Annotated in this window: 16 protein-coding genes; 8 read left to right on the top strand and 8 right to left on the bottom strand. The window is 74.7% G+C overall.

Annotated features, from left to right (window positions below; translation table 11 throughout):
- On the bottom strand, positions 1-642 hold the full coding sequence (locus HDG68_RS03280; RefSeq protein WP_172149276.1) for a QsdR family transcriptional regulator: 642 nt from the start codon (positions 640-642) through the stop codon (positions 1-3).
- A gap of 93 nt (positions 643-735) precedes the next feature.
- On the opposite strand from HDG68_RS03280, the gene HDG68_RS03285 reads away from it, so the two are divergent.
- Together HDG68_RS03285 and HDG68_RS03290 are read left to right on the top strand one after the other, a co-directional pair.
- Positions 736-1,950: an acyl-CoA dehydrogenase family protein gene (locus HDG68_RS03285; protein WP_172149277.1), complete on the top strand. Its 1,215-nt coding sequence runs from the start codon at positions 736-738 to the stop codon at positions 1,948-1,950.
- A gap of 16 nt (positions 1,951-1,966) precedes the next feature.
- On the top strand, positions 1,967-3,190 hold the full coding sequence (locus HDG68_RS03290; protein ID WP_172149278.1) for an acetyl-CoA C-acetyltransferase: 1,224 nt from the start codon (positions 1,967-1,969) through the stop codon (positions 3,188-3,190).
- 30 nt (positions 3,191-3,220) lie between these two features.
- On the opposite strand, the gene HDG68_RS03295 is transcribed toward HDG68_RS03290, so the two are convergent.
- From HDG68_RS03295 to HDG68_RS03310, 4 genes are read right to left on the bottom strand one after another with little or no spacing between them, the layout of a single operon-like run.
- A complete protein-coding gene (locus tag HDG68_RS03295; protein ID WP_172149279.1) occupies positions 3,221-3,655 on the bottom strand; it encodes a pyridoxamine 5'-phosphate oxidase family protein in 435 nt (144 codons plus the stop codon).
- A 27-nt stretch (positions 3,656-3,682) separates the two neighbouring features.
- The gene (locus HDG68_RS03300; protein WP_172149280.1) at positions 3,683-4,147 is read right to left on the bottom strand and encodes a MaoC family dehydratase; all 465 of its coding nucleotides are present in this window, start codon (positions 4,145-4,147) and stop codon (positions 3,683-3,685) included.
- Positions 4,144-4,905 carry a 3-oxoacyl-ACP reductase FabG gene (fabG, locus tag HDG68_RS03305; protein WP_172149281.1) on the bottom strand — a complete coding sequence of 254 codons (762 nt, stop codon included), beginning with the start codon at positions 4,903-4,905 and terminating at the stop codon, positions 4,144-4,146. The genes HDG68_RS03300 and fabG overlap by 4 nt, the downstream gene beginning before the upstream one ends.
- Entirely contained in the window at positions 4,902-6,029 is a 1,128-nt protein-coding gene (locus HDG68_RS03310; protein ID WP_172149283.1) for a zinc-binding dehydrogenase, read from the bottom strand. Before HDG68_RS03310 ends, fabG begins: the two co-directional genes overlap by 4 nt.
- A gap of 202 nt (positions 6,030-6,231) precedes the next feature.
- Here HDG68_RS03310 and HDG68_RS03315 point away from each other — a divergent pair, with 202 nt between their 5' ends.
- The 5 genes from HDG68_RS03315 (at position 6,232) to thpD (ending at position 14,303) form a co-directional block, all read left to right on the top strand.
- Positions 6,232-7,113: a hypothetical protein gene (locus HDG68_RS03315; RefSeq protein ID WP_343037408.1), complete on the top strand. Its 882-nt coding sequence runs from the start codon at positions 6,232-6,234 to the stop codon at positions 7,111-7,113.
- The gene (locus tag HDG68_RS03320) at positions 7,110-8,837 is read left to right on the top strand and encodes a Y-family DNA polymerase (RefSeq protein ID WP_172149285.1); all 1,728 of its coding nucleotides are present in this window, start codon (positions 7,110-7,112) and stop codon (positions 8,835-8,837) included. The genes HDG68_RS03315 and HDG68_RS03320 overlap by 4 nt, the downstream gene beginning before the upstream one ends.
- Positions 8,830-12,459 carry an error-prone DNA polymerase gene (locus HDG68_RS03325; RefSeq protein ID WP_172149287.1) on the top strand — a complete coding sequence of 1,210 codons (3,630 nt, stop codon included), beginning with the start codon at positions 8,830-8,832 and terminating at the stop codon, positions 12,457-12,459. The genes HDG68_RS03320 and HDG68_RS03325 overlap by 8 nt, the downstream gene beginning before the upstream one ends.
- Positions 12,460-12,518: 59 nt before the next feature.
- The gene (locus tag HDG68_RS03330; RefSeq protein WP_172149289.1) at positions 12,519-13,250 is read left to right on the top strand and encodes a hypothetical protein; all 732 of its coding nucleotides are present in this window, start codon (positions 12,519-12,521) and stop codon (positions 13,248-13,250) included.
- 153 nt (positions 13,251-13,403) lie between these two features.
- Positions 13,404-14,303, top strand: a complete 900-nt coding sequence (gene thpD / locus HDG68_RS03335) for an ectoine hydroxylase (protein ID WP_172149291.1) — start codon at positions 13,404-13,406, stop codon at positions 14,301-14,303.
- A 108-nt stretch (positions 14,304-14,411) separates the two neighbouring features.
- Here thpD and HDG68_RS03340 read toward each other — a convergent pair whose 3' ends face one another.
- Positions 14,412-15,263 carry a serine protein kinase RIO gene (locus tag HDG68_RS03340; RefSeq protein ID WP_172150291.1) on the bottom strand — a complete coding sequence of 284 codons (852 nt, stop codon included), beginning with the start codon at positions 15,261-15,263 and terminating at the stop codon, positions 14,412-14,414.
- 207 nt (positions 15,264-15,470) lie between these two features.
- On the opposite strand from HDG68_RS03340, the gene HDG68_RS03345 reads away from it, so the two are divergent.
- Positions 15,471-16,292 carry an MBL fold metallo-hydrolase gene (locus tag HDG68_RS03345; protein ID WP_172149293.1) on the top strand — a complete coding sequence of 274 codons (822 nt, stop codon included), beginning with the start codon at positions 15,471-15,473 and terminating at the stop codon, positions 16,290-16,292.
- 4 nt (positions 16,293-16,296) lie between these two features.
- Here HDG68_RS03345 and HDG68_RS03350 read toward each other — a convergent pair whose 3' ends face one another.
- The gene (locus HDG68_RS03350) at positions 16,297-17,133 is read right to left on the bottom strand and encodes a metal-dependent hydrolase (protein WP_172149295.1); all 837 of its coding nucleotides are present in this window, start codon (positions 17,131-17,133) and stop codon (positions 16,297-16,299) included.
- Positions 17,134-17,196: 63 nt separating this feature from the next.
- Entirely contained in the window at positions 17,197-17,694 is a 498-nt protein-coding gene (locus HDG68_RS03355; protein ID WP_172149297.1) for a pyrophosphohydrolase domain-containing protein, read from the bottom strand.
- Positions 17,695-17,703: the final 9 nt, after the last annotated feature.

Here is a 17,703-nt window from a genome sequence, read left to right on the forward strand (position 1 = left end):
TCAGACGCGCAGCAGGTGGCGGAACGCCGAGCCGGCGGCGTCGGGGCTCGGGGGTTCGCCGGCGATGAGGTCGGCGTAGGTGAAGGACTCCGACACGCGCACCAGCAGGTAGGCCAGCGCGTGGGCGTCGATGGCGCCGTCGAACGGGGTGGGGCCGAGGTGGACCTGCACCAGGTGCTCGACGGTCGCGACGTAGCGGCGCTGGATGGGTGCGGCCGTCGTCGTCATGAGGCGTAGCGCTCGGGTGGGCTCGCGGTCGAGGAAGGTGCGGAAGTACTCGGCCTCGATCAGGTCGGTGGCGAAGTGCGTGAGCAGCGTCGCGACGTGGGCGGGTCCCCCGTCGGGGGCGACGTCGTCGGCGGCGTGCTCCGCCTGGACGAGCGTGGGGACCGCCAGCGACCACAGCACCTCGCACAGGAGCGCGTCGCGGTTGCCGACCCAGCGGAACACCGACGTGCGGTCGACGGAGAGCTCGGCGGCCAGGCCGCCCATGTCGATGCGTCGACCTGAGACGAAGGTCTCACGTGCGCGGTCGAAGGCGCGCAGCGCATCGGGGTGGACGCCGGGAGCGAGCCGTGCGGACAGGCGGGTCGGCGCGGCTCGCAGGCCCACGGTGGCGATGTCGCTCGACGGGGACAGCATGTCGGCAGCCTAGCCCGGACACCCCCGATGGGTGCAACATCTGGGAGAATGATGCACACTGACGGCACGGGATCGACGACGATCGGAGCGACCATGACTCTCACCACCCCGGCGGCACCCGCCGCCCCTGCAGCCGCCGAGCTGCTGGACGCCGACTTCTACGGCTTCCAGCACCAGCTCACCGCGACGGAACAGGCCGCCGTCGGACGCGTGCGCGACTTCATGGAGCGCGAGGTGCGACCCGTCGCGGACGACTACTGGGACCGCGCCGAGTGCCCGGTCCACCTGTTCAAGCCGTTCGCCGAGCTCGGTTCGGTCGGCGCCGCCTGGGCCGAGACCGCCCAGTTCGAGAACAGCGCCGTCTTCCGCGGCTGGGTCGGGATGGAGCTCGCACGCGTCGACTCGTCGTTCTGCACCTTCATCGGCGTCTCCAGCGGTCTCGCGATGAGCTCGATCGGCCTGGGCGGCTCCGCCGAGCAGCGGGCGCAGTGGCTGCCGCCCATGGCCCGAGGCGATCTCATCGGCGCCTTCGGCCTCACCGAGCCGCTGTCGGGTTCGGACACGGCCCGCGGCCTGCGCACCACCGCCACCCGCCACGGCGACACCTGGGTCCTGAACGGCGCCAAGCGCTGGATCGGCAACGCCACCTTCGCCGACGTCGTCGTCATCTGGGCCAAGGACACCGCTGACGACCAGGTCAAGGGCTTCCTCGTCCGCAAGGGCACACCGGGCTTCTCCGCCACGAAGATCGAGCGCAAGCAGTCGCTGCGCATCGTGCAGAACGCCGACATCACGCTCGACGGCGTCGAGATCGCCGAGGCCGACCGCCTGCAGGGCGTCGACGGCTTCAAGGACCTGGCCAACGTGCTGCGGGTGACGCGTGACGGCGTGGCGTGGCAGTCGCTGGGCACCATGATCGGTGCCTACGAGGCCGCCGTGCGGTACACGGCCGAGCGCGAGCAGTTCGGTAACCCGATCGCCTCCTACCAGCTCGTCCAGGACAAGCTCGCCACCGCGCTCGGCAACATCACCGCGAGCCTCGGCGTGTGCGTGCGCGTCGCGCAGATGCAGGACGACGGCACCCAGCGTGACGAGCACGCCGCCCTGGCCAAGGCGTTCGTCACCACCCGCATGCGCGAGACCGTCGCCCTGGCGCGCGAGGTCTGCGGCGGCAACGGCATCACCCTCGACACCGGTGTGGCGCGCTACTTCGCCGACGCCGAGGCGGTCTACACCTTCGAGGGCACCCGGGACATGAACCAGCTCATCGTCGGCCGGTCGATCACCGGCCACGCCGCGTTCGTCTGAGAAAGGAACTCCCATCATGACCGAGGCCTACATCGTGGCCATGGCGCGCTCGCCTATCGGGCGCGCGTACAAGGGGTCGCTGCGCGAGCTGCGCGCCGACGACCTCGCCGCCCGGATGGTCCGGGCGGCGCTCGACAAGGTGCCGTCGCTGGACCCGCAACGGATCGACGACCTGATCCTCGGGTGCGGTCTGCCCGGTGGCGAGCAGGGGATGAACATGGGGCGCATCGTCGCCGTGCTCAACGGCCTCGACGGCGTCCCCGGCACCACTGTGACCCGATACTGCTCCTCCAGCGTGCAGTCGACGCGCATGGCGTTCCACGCGATCAAGGCCGGGGAGGGCGACGTGTTCGTCTCCGCCGGCGCCGAGTCGGTGAGCCGCATGGTCAAGGGCTCCTCGGACTACATCGAGGGACAGGACCTGGAGAACCCCCGGTTCGCCGAGGCCACCGAACGCACGGCCAAGCGAGCTGTCGGCGGCGCGGGCGTCTGGACCGACCCCCGCGCCGACGGGCTGGTCCCCGACCCGTACATCGCCATGGGGCAGACGGCCGAGAACGTGGCGTCGCTGCACGGGATCACCCGGGACGAGCAGGACGCGTTCGCCGCCCGCTCCCAGCAGCGTGCCGAGAAGGCGATCGCGGACGGCTTCTGGTCACGGGAGATCACGCCGGTGACGCTCGACGACGGCACGGTGGTGTCCGCCGACGACGGCCCGCGGGCGGGTACCACCGTGGAGAAGCTCGCGACGCTCGACCCGGTGTTCCGGCCCGACGGCACGGTGACGGCCGGCAACGCCTGCCCGCTGAACGACGGCGCGGCAGCGCTGGTGATCGTCTCGGGTCGCGTCGTGGACGAGCTGGGCCTGCAGCCGGTCGCCCGGATCGTCTCCACCGGGGTCACCGGCCTGTCCCCGGAGATCATGGGACTCGGCCCGGTGGAGGCGAGCCGGCAGGCGCTCGGCCGGGCCGGCCTGACGATCGACGACATCGACCTGGTCGAGATCAACGAGGCGTTCGCCGCCCAGGTGATCCCGTCGGCCCGCGAGCTGGGCATCGACGAGGAGAAGCTCAACGTGCACGGCGGGGCCATCGCCGTCGGGCACCCGTTCGGCATGACCGGCGCCCGGATCACGACGACGCTGCTCAACGGGCTGGAGTCGACCGGCGGTCGCTACGGCCTGGAGACCATGTGCGTCGGCGGCGGCCAGGGCATGGCGATGGTGCTCGAGCGCCTCTGACGCAGGGCACGGCGCGCGACGGGGAGTGGGTCAGGTGACCCACTCCCCGTCGCGCAGGAGGACCCTGCCGGGCATCTCGTCCACCTCACGCCACGCCTGGATGCGCTCCGGCCGCAGGACCAGGTAGACGTAGCCGTCCGGGGCGTCACGTGGATCCCAGTCCGCCTGGGCGGCGTACCCCTCGGCGAGGTCCGCGGGGGCCTGGAACACGGGCACGGTGTGTTCCAGCACGGCGTCCACGAGCACGACGTCCCGGGTGTGGCCCAGCGCGAGCCGCGTCGTCGACGTCGTGGTGATGCTGCGTGCGGTGCGGGACGCCGCGGACAGTGCGAGCAGGATCCTCTCGTTGAGCCAGACCAGCGACAGGGGGATCAGGTACGGCTGCGCCGCGCCGCTGTCGTCCTGACCGGTCGGATCGGCACTGTGGCCCCGGATCGGCAGGTCGTACTGCCGATCCGGGGCCACAGTGCCGACCCGACGGTGAGGGTCGGGCTACGCCGCCGGGACGTACAGCGCCAGCGTCTGGGCGACGAGCGCCGGCTTGTCGGCACCCTCCAGCTCGACCGTGACGGTGGACGCCAGCCGGACGCCTTGCCCCGTCGGCTCGGCGCCGGTGATCTCGACGACCGCGCGCACCCGGCCGCCGGCGGGCACCGGGGTGAGGAACCGGACCTTGTCGAGCCCGTAGTTCACGGCCATGGCCGTGCGGCCGACCTCCACGAGCTCACCCGTCAACCGAGGCAGCAGCGACAGGGTGAGGTAGCCGTGCGCGATGGTGCCGCCGAACGGCCCGTGGGCGGCTCGCTCGGCATCGAGGTGGATCCACTGGTGGTCCTCGGTGGCGTCGGCGAACGCGGTGATGCGCGGCTGCTCGACGGCGAACCACTCCCCGGTGGCCTGCTGGCCGACGGCGTCGCCCAGCGCGGCGGGGCTCTCGATACGGATGACGTCGCTCATGCCCGCGGACCCCCTGCCACGTACAGCACCTGGCCGCTGGTGAAGGAGGCCTCCTCGGAGCAGAAGAAGGACGCCGCGGCGGCGATGTCCTCCGGCTGCCCGACGCGCCCCACCGGCACCTCGGAGGCCATGTGCGCCAGGAAGTCCTCCAGGGGCACGCCGACACGCTGGGCGGTCTCGGCGATCATATCGGTGGCGATCACCCCGGGGGCGATCGCGTTGGCGGTGACGCCGAACTTGCCGAGCTCGATGGCGAGGGTCTTGGTGAACCCCTGCATGCCGGCCTTGGCCGCGGAGTAGTTGGCCTGCCCGCGGTTGCCGAGCGCGGAGGTGCTCGACAGGTTGACGATGCGGCCCCACTTCGCGGAGACCATGTGCTGCTGCACGGCCTTGGTCATGAGGAACGCGCCGCGCAGGTGCACGCCGAGCACCGAGTCCCAGTCGTCGGCGGACATCTTGAACAGCAGGTTGTCGCGCAGGATCCCGGCGTTGTTGACCAGGACGGTCGGTGCCCCGAGCTCCGCGACGACGCGGTCGACGGCGGCGGCCACGGAGTCCTCGTCGGCGACGTCCACGCCGACGCCGAGGGCCCGGTGGCCGTCGGCGGTGAGCTTCGCGGCGGTCTCGGCGGCGACGTCCTCGAGCAGGTCGAGCACGGCGACGGCGTAGCCGTCCGCGGCGAGGCGCCCGGCGACGGCGGCACCGATGCCGCGGGCGCCTCCGGTGACGATCGCGACGCGTGCGGTGGGGGAGGTCATGCGGTGTTCCTCTCGTCGAAGGTGATCAGCTGGCGCAGCTCCTCGCCGGCGGCGAGGCGGTCCAGCGCGCGGGGCAGCTCGTCGAGGCCGATGCGGGCCGAGACGAGTCGTTCCAGCGGCAGTCGTCCTGCTCGCCAGAGTTCCACGTAGCGGGGGATGTCGCGGCTCGGCACGGCCGAGCCGAGGTAGGAGCCGATGACGGTGCGCGCCTCGGCGGTCAGGCTCAGGGGTGCGATGCTCGCGCGGGCGTCCGGGCCGGGGAGCCCGACGGTGACGGTGGTGCCGCCGGGGGCGGTCAGGGCGTAGGCGGTCTCGAAGGCGCGGGCGTTGCCGGCGGCCTCGACGACGACGGGGGCCCGGAGGCTGCCGTCGGCCACCTGGGCGGGGGTCAGGACCCGGGTGGCGCCGAGCTCGCGGGCGAGCTCGAGCTTGGCCGGGACGGTGTCGACGCCGATCACCTCGTGACCGAGCGCGTGGGCCACGAGGAGCGCCGCCATCCCGACGCCGCCGAGCCCGACGACGGCGACGGCGTCGCCCGGGGCGGGCCGTCCGGCGTTGAGCACGGCCCCGCCGCCGGTGAGCACGGCGCAACCGAGCAGGGCGGCGACGTCGGCGGGGACGTCGTCGGGCACGGGTACCACGGAGGCCGCGGCGACGACGGCGTGGGTGGCGAACGCGCTGACGCCCAGGTGGTGGTGGACGTCGGTGCCGTCGCGGTGCAGGCGGCGGGCGCCGCCGACGAGCTCCCCGGCCGCGTTGGCCGCGGACCCGACGCTGCAGGGCAGCCGGCCGTCGGTGGCGCAGGCCGCGCACTGCCCGCAGCGCGGCAGGAAGGTCATGACCACCCTGGTGCCGGGGGAGAGGTCTGCGTCATCGGGGACGCCGTCGCCGACGGCCTCCACGATGCCGGCCGCCTCGTGGCCGAGCAGCATCGGGGTGGGGCGGACGCGGTTGCCGTCGACGACGGACAGGTCGGAGTGGCACAGGCCGGCGGCCTCGATGCGCACGGCGATCTCGCCCGGGCCGGGCGGGTCGAGCTCCAGGGTGCTCAGGGTGAGCGGCCGGGACTCGCTCCAGGGCGCGGGTGCGCCGCAGCGTTCCAGCACGGCACCGGTGATCTGCACGGCACGACCTCCTCGTCGTCGACTCCAGTGTGCCAGCAGCATACCGACCACGCGGTATGTGAGGAAGTCGGACGCCGTCGCACGCGGGAGCGGCTCGGTTGACACCCGCCCGTACGGAGCGTGTACTAGGAGTGTTCGAACGCACGTTCGAACACGAGCCGGCCGTGGTCGGTTCGTGCACCATCGCCAGGGGGAGGCTGTCGTGACCGTCGCTCCCGAGGCCCCGACCGAGCACGCGTCCCGGCACTCCCGGGCTCTCGCCGCCCTGCGGGCCGCTGAGCACCGGACAGCCGGTGGGCGCCGCCCTCTCCGGGCACCGACCGACGGCCCCGTCGCACGCCTCGTCGACGCCCCCGCCGCAGCCGAGCGACGGTCGGAGCCCGCCGCGTACCGGGCCGATCCTGCCGGTGCGGTCCACCGCTCGGGTGCCGGGCGCGCCGTCCACCCGGACCTCGCGGCGCTCCTGCCCGGCGGCGTCCTGCCGGTCGGGGGCGTGCTCGCCGTGCAGGGGTCGACCAGCCTGCTGCTCGGCCTGCTCGCCGCACCCTCCCGCGAGGGCGCCTGGACGGCGCTGGTCGGGGCCCCCTCCGTCGGGCTGCTGGCGGCCGCCGACGCCGGGATCGACCTGGCGCGCACCGTCGTCGTGCCCGCCCCCGGCCCGGACGCGCCCGCGGTGCTGGCCGCGCTGCTGGACGGCATGGACCTGGTCGTCGTCGGGCCGCGCGCCGCCCTGACCGACACCGACCGCCGACGGCTCGCCGCCCGCACGCGTCAGCGCGACGCCGTCCTGCTCGCCACCGACCGCTGGCCCGGCGCGCACGTCACGCTCGACGCCCGCGGCGGCGCCTGGACCGGCGTGGACGCGGGCGCCGGATGGTTGCGTCGCCGCACCCTGCGGGTGCTGCGCACCGGGCGCGGGGCGGCGGCGCGTCCGGTGGAGATCGACGTCGAGGTCCCGCTCGGTGGCGAGGAACCCGTCCTGGTGCCCGCGGCGGGCCGGTCCGACGGCGCAGCTCCGGCCGGGTCGCCGCGGCCGGACGCCGTCGACGACGCTCCCGACGACCGGCACCTGCAGGTCGCATGAGCACGAGCAGCCCCCACGCCGTCACCACCCGCACGGCGGTGCTCTGGGTCCCCGACTGGCCGGTGGTGGCCGCCCTGACCGCCGCCGACCTGGACGCGCACGTGCCGGCCGCCGTCCTCGGAGCGCCCTCGGGCGGCGGGACGACGGCGGGACGCAGCGTGGTGGCGACCTCCGCCGTCGCGCGCACCGCGGGGGTCCGTCGCGGCATGCGACGCCGCCAGGCGCAGGAGGCGTGCCCCGACCTGGTGCTGCTGGAGGTCCACGACGAGCGCGATGCCCGCGCCTTCGAGCCGGTCGCCGCGGCGGCCGAGACGGTCGTGGCCGGTCTCGAGATCGCCCGGCCCGGGCTCCTGCTGCTCCCCGCCGACGGTGCCGCGCGTTACCACGGCTCGGAGCGGGCGCTGGCCGAGGCCCTCGTCGCCGCGGTGGCCGAGGCCGGGCACGAGTGCCAGGTCGGGGTGGCCGACGGGCTGCTGGCCGCGGTGCTCGCCGCCCGCTCCGACGCCGTCGTGCCACCCGGCGGGTCGCCGGCCGCGCTCGCCGGGCGGCCGGTCGGCGAGCTCGTGCACGCCGTGTGCGACCCGGGCGTCGTGGCCGCCGTGCGTGACGCCGTCGGGCTGTGGCGGCGGCTCGGTCTGCACACCCTCGGGGACCTGGCCGCGCTGCCCGCCGCGAGCGTGTCCGCCCGGTTCGGGGACCTCGGCACCTGGGCGCACCGCCTGGCCCGCGGCGAGGACGAGCGCCCGCCCGCCCGGCGTCGTCCCGAGGCCGACCTGGCGGTCGGCACCGACCTGGACCCGCCCGCCGACCGGGTCGACGCCGCCGCGTTCGCCGCCCGCCGCCTCGCCGAGGAGCTGCACGCCCTGCTCGTGACCCACGGCGCGGCGTGCGGACGCCTGCGCATCACCGCCCGGACCACCGAGGGCGAGCTGGAACGGCTCTGGCGCACGGACACCGCCGCCGGCGGGCTGTCGGCCGCGCGGATCACCGACCGGGTGCGCTGGCAGCTCGAGGGCTGGCTCACCGACGCCGCCCGCCGGCGGACCGGGCCGGCGTCCGGCCCCGGGGCCGCGCCCGAGGTCGCCCCGGTGGTCCACCTCGCGCTCGCCGCCGAGGACGTCGCCCCCGCGGGCACCCACCAGCCCAGCCTGTGGGGTGCCGACGCCGGGCAGGACGAACGGGCCCGCCAGGCCCTGGACCGGGTGCAAGGGCTGCTCGGCGGGGACGCCGTGCTCACCGTCCGGCGGGCCGGGGGGCGCCACCCGCGTCATCGCGTCCGGCTCGTGCCCTACGGCGAGGAGGCCGTCGTCGACCGGTCGCCGGACCGGCCGTGGCCCGGCGCCCTGCCCAGCCCGGCACCGGCCACCGTGCTGCCCGAGCCCGCGCCCGTGCGCCTCCTCGACGCCGCCGGGGCCGACGTCGTCGTCGACGCGCGACTGGCGATGAGCGGCCGGCCAGCTCTGGTCCGCCGGCACCGAGATACCGGCTCGTCGACTGGCAGCCCTCTCCACGGCTGCGACGACCCGGTATCTCGGCGACCGGGCGGTATCTCGGGGGAGGAGAGGATCGTCGGCTGGGCCGGGCCGTGGCCGCTCGCCGAACGCTGGTGGGCGCCCGACGGCGGGACCCGGCGGGTGCACCTGCAGGCGGTGCTCGAGGACGGGCGCGGGCTGCTGCTCGCCCAGGTCGCCGGCGCCTGGCAGATGGAGGCGCTCTATGACTGAGCCGGAGGTGCAGCGGAGCGTGGGGGCCGAGGAACGAGGCGCGCGCGTGGAACGGAACCGCAGGCTCAGTCATCGATCAGCCCCGACTGAGCCGCGGAACAGGTACGCCGAGCTGCACGCCCACTCGGCCTTCAGCTTCCTCGACGGCGCCAGCCACCCCGCCGAGCTCGCCGCCGAGGCCGACCGTCTCGGCCTCGAGGCCCTGGCCCTGACGGACCACGACGGGCTGTACGGCGTGGTCCGGTTCGCCGAGGCCGCGCGCGCCGTCGGGCTGCCCACGGTGTTCGGCGCCGAGCTGCACCTGCCCGCCCCCGTGCCGGGAGCAGCGCCGGTGCTCGACGAACCCACCGGCGTCCCCGACCCGCGCGCCACCCACCTGCTCGTGCTCGCGCGCGGCCCGGACGGCTACCGGAACCTGTCGCGCGCGATCGCCACCGCCCACCTCGAGGCCGGCGTCAAGGGCAAGGCCCGCTACGACCTCGAGCGGCTCGGCGCCGAGGCCGACGGGCAGTGGCTGGTGCTCACCGGCTGCCGCAAGGGCGCCGTGCGGCGGGCACTGGAAGGAGGTGCCGCAGCCGACGGACCGGACCGCCTGCGCGCGGCCCGCCGCGAGCTCGACCGGCTCACCGCCGTCTTCGGCCCCGACAACGTCGCCGTCGAGATCACCGCCACCGGAGACCCCCGCGACGCCGACCGGCACGACGCGCTCGCGGCGCTGGCCCACGACGCCGGCCTGCCCCTGGTGGCCACCACCGCCGCCCACTACGCCCGACCCCGCGACGCCGACCTGGCCGGGGCGCTCGCAGCCGTGCGCGCCCGCTCCTCCCTCGACGACCAGGACGGCTGGCTGCCCGGCGCCCCGACGGCCCACCTGCGCTCGGCCGCCGAGATGGCCCGGCTGCACCACCGCCACCCGCAGGCGGTCCCGACGGCCGCCGAGCTGGCCGCCGAGTGCGCGTTCGACCTGCACCTGGTGGCCCCCGACCTGCCGCCCTACCCGGTGCCGGACAGCCACGACGAGGCGAGCTGGCTGGGCGAGCTCGTGCGCCGCGGCGCCACCGACCGCTACGGGCCGCGACCCGGCACGGACGACGGCGGTCCGGGCCGTGACCCGGCCGGCCGCGACGGCGACCCGCGGGCGTGGGCGCAGATCGACCACGAGCTGCGCGTCATCACCGACCTGAACTTCCCCGGGTACTTCCTGGTCGTCTACGACCTGGTCGAGTTCTGCCGCCGCGAGGGCATCCTGTGCCAGGGGCGGGGGAGCGCCGCCAACTCCGCGGTCTGCTACGCCCTCGGGATCACCGCCGTCGACGCCGTGCACCACGGGCTGCTGTTCGAACGGTTCCTCGCCCCCGAGCGCGACGGCCCGCCGGACATCGACATCGACATCGAGTCGGGGCGGCGCGAGGAGGTCATCCAGCACGTCTACACCCGGTTCGGGCGCACCCACGCCGCCCAGGTCGCCAACGTCATCTCCTACCGGCCGCGCTCGGCGGTGCGCGACGCCGCCCGGGCGCTCGGGTACGACGTCGGGCAGCAGGACGCCTGGTCCAAGTCGATCGAACGCTGGGGGTCGTTGCGCGGTCCCGACCCGACCAGCCCGGCCGCCGACCGTGCCGCCGGGGCTGCGCGGGCGTCCGGCGGGACACCCGTCACAGACCGTGACCGGCGCAAGGAGCAGGTCGCCGCTCGGTGGCAGCACGGTGCCCCGGACAGGCCGGACGGCCGCGTCGTGGACCCGCTCGCCGTCGACGGCGGGTTGCGGCGTGCCGACGACCCGCACGACGTGGTGCCCGCGCACCAGCCGCCGTCGGCCGAGCAGGAAGGTCACATCCCGGCCGCCGTGCTGGACCTGGCCGAACGGTTCCTGCGCCTGCCCCGGCACCTGGGCATCCACTCCGGGGGGATGGTGATGTGCGACCGGCCCGTCATCGAGGTCTGCCCGGTCGAGTGGGCGCGGATGGAGGGCCGCACGGTGCTGCAGTGGGACAAGGAGGACTGCGCGGACGCGGGGCTGGTGAAGTTCGACCTGCTGGGCCTCGGGATGCTCACCGCGATCCGGTACGCCTTCGAGGCGGTCGAGGAGCGCACGGGGGAGCGGCCGGCCCTGCACACCCTCCCGGAGGACGACCCGCGGGTCTACGACCTGCTGTGCGCCGCCGACACCGTCGGGGTGTTCCAGGTCGAGTCCCGCGCCCAGATGGCGACCCTGCCGCGGCTGCAGCCCCGGACGTTCTACGACATCGTCGTCGAGGTCGCCCTCATCCGTCCCGGCCCGATCCAGGGGCGGTCGGTGCACCCGTACATCGAGCGGTCCCGGGGCCGCGAGGAGGTCACCTACCTGCACCCGCTGCTGGAGCCGTCCCTGCGGCGCACCCTCGGGGTGCCGCTGTTCCAGGAGCAGCTCATGCAGATGGCGATCGACGTCGCCGGGTTCACCCCGGCCGAGTCCGACCGGCTGCGCCGGGCCATGGGCTCCAAGCGGTCGGTGGAACGCATGGAGGCGCTGCGCGGCCGCCTGTTCGCGGGGATGACCGAGCGCGGGGTGCCGGCGGACGTGCAGGAGGAGATCTACGACAAGCTCAAGGCGTTCGCCGACTTCGGGTTCCCCGAGTCGCACGCCTACTCGTTCGCGTTCCTCGTCTACGCCAGCTCGTGGCTCAAGGTGCACGCGCCCGAGGCGTTCTACGCGGGGCTGCTCGCCGCGCAGCCCATGGGGTTCTACTCCCCGGCCTCGCTCGTGGCGGACGCCCGCCGGCACGGCGTGCGGGTGCTGCGCCCGGACGTCAACGCCTCGGCGGCGCTCGCCGGGGTCGAGGCGGTCCCGGACGGGAGCCCGCCCGAGGACGCGACCGGCCCGCCGGTGGGAGCGGGTGTCGGCAGCGGCTATGTTCCGCTCGACGTCGACGCCGGGCTCGCGGTGCGGCTCGGGCTCGGGGCGGTGCGCGGGCTGGGCGACGACGTCGCCGAGCGGATGGTCGCCGAGCGGGCGGTGCGCGGGCCGTTCACCGACCTGCGCGACCTGGTGCGTCGCGTCGAGCTGTCCACCGCACGGCTCGAGGCGCTGGCCACGGCCGGGGCGCTGGAACCTTTGGGCGTCACCCGTCGCGAGGGGTTGTGGGCGGCCGGGGCGCTGGGCCAGGAGGGCCCCGGCACGCTCGAGGGGGTCAGCGTGGGCGTGACGGCTCCCGCGCTGCCGGGCATGGACCGCCTGGAGATCGACGTCGCCGACACCTGGGCGACCGGCATCACCCCGGACTCCACCTCACCCCTGGAGCACGTCCGCGCGGCGCTGGACCGCCAGGGGGTCCTCACGGTGGCCGCGGTGACGACGACCGAGCCGGGCCGCCGCATCGCCGTCGGCGGGGTGGTCACCCACCGGCAGCGTCCGGGGACCGCCGGCGGGGTGACGTTCCTGTCCCTGGAGGACGAGACCGGGCTGCTCAACGTGATCTGCACGCCCGGGCTGTGGCGCCGGTTCCGGACGGTGGCCCGCGGCGCACCCGCCCTGGTGGTGCGCGGTCAGGTGGAGCAGGCCGACGGCGCGGTCAACCTGCTCGCCGAGCACCTCGCCGCGCTGCCCCTGCCGGTGGCGACCCGGTCGCGGGACTTCCGGTAGCGGCGCGCGAGCGGGACGACGACGGCCACGACCCGGGCAGGGTCTGGCACGATGCGCGCATGCGACAGTGGCGATGGGGCGTGGTGCTCGCGGTGGCGATGGCGACGACGGGGTGTGCCGAGGCGGTCGGGACGGCGGGAGCCGACGGGACGGCGACGCCCGACCCGCAGGCCGACGCACCGGCCGGACCAGAGCTGCTGGCCGACCGGGCCGCCTATCACGGGATCCGCCCCGAGCTCGTGCTGATGGTGGACGGCTACCGGCCTGCCCCCGGCGGTGGGGGAGCCTACGGCGCCGACGGCTACGCGGCCGTGCTGGTCGCGGTGCTGCCGGAGGGCGAGCGCCCGGACGAGGACACCGACGTCGTCCTCCTCGCGGCGGAGCCGGGGCCCATCGACCTGGCCACGTGCCCCGCGATCCCCGTGCTGACGCCGACCGGTGCCGCGGCGGACGGCATGGTCGAGTGCGCGGCGGACGGTGACATGTTCGCCCGCACGGCCGGGACGTGGCGCGGGTACGCCGTGCAGCGCGACGCGGCGGTGGTCCGGCTGGACGGCGAGGACGTGGAGGCCGGTGCGCTGCGCGACGCGCTGGACTCGCTGCGCGTGCCGACCGTCGGCGAGCTCGACGTGATCCTGCCGCCACCGCCCGCACCGCCGTCGCCGACCGCGTCGGACGGGACGACGCCGACACCCACCTCGACCTCGACGCCGAGCCCCGGGCCCGTCGAGCGCGGCGACCTGCCACCGGGAGACGGCGCCCCCGACAACAGCGTCGGCCTCGGCGGCTGACACGCCGCAAGCGCCCCGACTTGCACCCGACCACCGTTCCGCGTTCCGATGTGGGACGTGCGCGTGCTCGGTCCCACCCGAGGGTGAGCGTCACGAGCACGCCGCGAGCATGAGACGCCACGATCCCGGGACGATCCGGGAGAAGGGAGAACCATGACCGCCACGACGGACGTCACCACCGACCTGTACCCGACGCGGCTCGCCGAGCCGGGAGAGGTCGTCGAGCGGGAGCACCCCACCGTGTGGGGCCGGCCCGAGGACGGCCCGTTCGACGCCGAGGCCCTGGACGCCCACGCCGAGCGCGGCTTCTCGATCCTCAACGACTTCATCACCCCCGACGAGGTGCGGCAGTACAGCGCGGAGCTGAACCGCCTGTCCACGGACGAGAGCATCCAGGGCGACCACCGCGTCGTCACGGAGAAGACCTCCGGCGAGGTCCGCTCGATCTTCGAGGTCACGCAGCTCAGCGAGCAGATCGAGGCCCTCAGCCGTGACCCGCGGCTGCTCGACCGTGCCCGCCAGCTGCTCGGCTCGGACGTGTACCTGCACCAGACGCGCGTGAACTACATGCCGGGCTACAAGGGTGCCGGGTTCTACTGGCACTCCGACTTCGAGACCTGGCACGCCGAGGACGGCATGCCCGCCCCGCGGGCCGTGAGCTGCTCCATCGCGCTCACGCCGAACTACCCCTACAACGGCGGCCTGATGGTCATGCCGGGATCCCACCGCAGCTACGTGCCGTGCGTGGGCGAGACCCCGGCCGACTACCACAAGGACTCGCTCAAGGAGCAGAAGATCGGCGTCCCCACCGAGGAGGCCATCACCGAGCTCGCGTGGAAGTACGGCGTCGACCAGTTCACCGGGCCCGCCGGATCGGCCCTGTGGTTCGACTGCAACATTATGCACGGGTCCGGCAACAACATCACGCCGTTCCCGCGCTCGAACATCTTCCTGGTGTTCAACAGCGTCGAGAACACGCTCACCGAGCCGTACAGCGCGCCCGCGCCGCGGCCCGAGCACATCGGCAGCCGCGACTTCACGCCGCTGCGGTAGGTCCGGGAGCGGGGCTGGTCCGGGCACACCGTGCCCGGCTCAGGTCGGCCGCCGGTCTCACCCCACGACGCCGGGACGTCCAGCAGGGCGTCCCGGCGTCGTCGTGTCTCACCATGCCTGGGCGAACACGTCCGCGAACAGCTCGTCGGCGTCCACCGCCAGGCCGCGCGCCGCGAACCAGTCGCACATCGTGCGGCAGTCCCGGTGCAGCAGGTCCGCACCGAACGGGTTGGCCACCAGGTCGACCACCTGGGGCAGGTCGATCACCACCAGCCGCTCGTCGTGGACCAGCACGTTGTACGGCGACAGGTCGCCGTGCACCCAGCCGAGCCGTGCCAGCATGCCCATCGCGGTGCGCAGCTCGTCGAACCAGTCGGCCAGCAGCGACGCCCCGGGGCGCTCGCGGGCGAGCCGGGGTGCGGCCACCGGCGTGCCGTCGTCGTCCACGGTCCCGACGAACTCCATGAGGAGCTCGGTGCCGTCGACCTGGACGGGATAGGGCACGGCGGCGCCGGCGTCCCACAGGGCGCACAGGGTGGTGAACTCGGCGTCGGCCCACTGGGTGGCGCGCACGGCGCGTCCCCAGGACGACCTGCGGTCCTCGATCGCCCGCTGGTCGCGGGTGCGGCGCACGCGCCGGCCGTCGGTGTAGGTGCTGTCGCGGTGGAACTGGCGGTGGTCGGGGTCGCGGTACCGCTTGGCCGCGAGCAGGCAGGTGCGGTCCGGGTCGTCGGGGACGGCGCGCTCGACCAGGAAGACGTCCGCCTCCTTGCCGGTCTTGAGGACGCCGAGCTCGGTGTCGAGGGCGGCGTCGGCGGTCACGAGCCAGTCGGGTCGTGGCTGCGGGCCGCGCTGGCCCTTGGCCACGGAGGTCCAGGTGGACCAGCGTTGGTCGGGGCCGGGTCCGACGGCGGCGTCGCCGGACTCGAGCGTGAGGCGGACGGGTTCGGGGGAGTGCAGAGGCACGGGTGGGCTCCTCGGGAGGGTGAGGGGCCGGGCCCCTCAGGTGCGGGTGGTGTCCGCCCGTCCCGTCGTGGCCGGGAGGGCGCGCGTGACGACGTCGTCCATCGCTTCGTCCTCCTTCTGCTCGTGGACGCACCGGTCGTGCGTCGTGCCCCGATCGTGGCGCAACGGCGGCGGGCCGGTCCAGCGAATTATCGTGACCGGATGGGATTCGAGGTCGTGGCGGACGGTGTGCTGGTCCGCACGAGCCGGAGGCTGTGCACGACGACGTCGCTCCTGCTGGGCGGGAGCGGTCCGCACGGGCGGGGTGCGGTCCTCGTCGACCCGGCCTGGGAGCCGGACGAGCTCGCCGCCGTCGCCGCCGAGGCCCGCGAGCGCGAGGTGGGGGTGCTGGCGGGGTTCGCGACGCACGCCCACCATGACCACCTGCTGTGGCCTCCGGGGCTCGCCGGGCCGGTGCCGCGGTGGGCCACGGCGACGACGGCGCGGATCGCGCGGCGCGAGCGCGCCCGACTGCTGGCCGAGGCCGGCCAGGATGCGGCACGGTACGGCGGCCGGCCGCCGACGCCGGAGATGCTCGATCTGCTCGGCCGGGTCGACGCGCTGCCGGCGGGGGCCACGGCGGTGCCGGACCCGCTCGGCCTGCTCCCACGTGTGGAGGTCGTCGAGCACGACGCGCACGCGCCCGGTCATGCGGCGCTGTGGTTGCCCGGTCCGCACGTGCTGCTCGCCGGGGACATGCTCAGCGACGTCGAGCCGCCGCTGGTGCTGGACGAGATCACCGGCACGGGCGGGCTCGGGGGTTACCGGGCCGGGCTGGAGACGCTGGCGCCGTACGCGGCGCGGGCGTCCGTCGTCGTGCCGGGTCACGGGACACCGACGGCGAGGGGCGCCGAGCGGTTGGACGCCGACCGGCGCTATCTCGACGCCGTCGCAGCGGGCAGGGAACCCGACGACGTGCGGCTCGGCACGCCCGACGGCCGGGCGGCGTACGAGGAGCTCTGCAGCGCCCTGCGCGGAGGGTGAGGCGTCAGCCCAGCACGGACCGTGTCGCCGCCGCCGCCAGGTCCGTGGCCGACGCCCAGGCGCCGGCGGTGTCGAACCCCATCTGGTCCAGCATCGCCCACGCGACGCCGACCAGGGCGTAGATGCTGACCGGGGTCATGACGACCCACTCGCGCCAGGAGCCGGCGTCGCCGAGCAGCGGCAGCGAGAGGTTGCCGCGAGGGCTCCACATGTCGTCGAAGGGCAGCCAGCGGTGGCGGCGCACCCACCGCGGGGAGCGGAACCGCAGCGGCCACAGCAGCGGGACACCGCGCGTGGTCAGGAAGTCGCCCAGGATGTGCACCGCGCAGCCGAGACCGACGCAGAACGGCATCCAGTACCACTCCTCGGGTGCGAAGACGGCCACGAACGCCGCCAGCGAGACCGACAGGCTCCACGTCCACCAGCGCCGCTGCCCGGTGAGCTTCAGGGCACGGACGGCGAACGCGATCAGGACCACGGCCATGATCCCCGGACCGATCAGCACCTCGCCGAAGCGCTCCGTGCGCACCGTCAGCTGACCCATGAGCCACGCGATCGCCGTGAACACCGCGATCCCGACCAGCGAGTGCGTGCCGTTGCGGTGCCCGCCGGAGACCGTGGACACGAACTTGGTCAGGCCCTCGGAGACCGGGGGCAGGGAGTGCGAGATGGTGCCGTTGTGGTGGTCGGCGTCGGGCAGCAGGGCGGCACCCGCGCAGACGAGGGCGCCCGTCATGATGCCGACGTCGGACACCGGGTACCAGCCGAACGCGATCGGCGTCGTCGCGGTGACGGCCACCCAGGCGGCCGCCCCGGAGGCGGCGTGGTGCCCACCCATCATGGCGCGTGTGCTCCTTCGTCCGGTCTGGGCGCGATGACCGTTTGGTCCGCGCCGAGGCGGACGCTACACGTCGCCCCCGACACCCCGGAAACCGGCTCTGGCCAGCACGCCCGCCACGTCCGGCGGGGACCATCCCGCGGGCTTGAGCACCTTGCCGTCCGCACGGCGCAGCGCCACGCCGTCCGGGCCGAGCTTGGCCATGTTCGAGGCGTGGATCGCGGCGAACACCTCGTCGCCGGGGATGCCGCACTCCAGCTCGAGGCCGTGCAGCACGTAGCGCAGGTCGCCGGTGGCGTCGGCGGTCCCGACGGGGTCGGCGGCGTCGGTGGGGGAGTCGATCACGGCGGTGACGGCCCGTTCGACGACGGCGCGGGCGTCCGGACCGAGGATCGCGCCGGTGAGCTCGGCGAACTCCTCGGCCACGAGGCGGTAGCGCATCCGCAGCCGGTCGTCCGGCAGGGCCAGGTCCACGGCGTCGCGCACGGGCACGTCGAAGGCCTCGTGGAACGCGCGGACCATCTCGCGCTCCGTGGGCTCGTCGTTCGGGTGGTCGGTCGACATGATCGGGAC

Origin of the sequence: Isoptericola chiayiensis (genome assembly GCF_013149805.1) — a bacterium.
GTDB classification, from domain to species: domain Bacteria; phylum Actinomycetota; class Actinomycetes; order Actinomycetales; family Cellulomonadaceae; genus Isoptericola; species Isoptericola chiayiensis.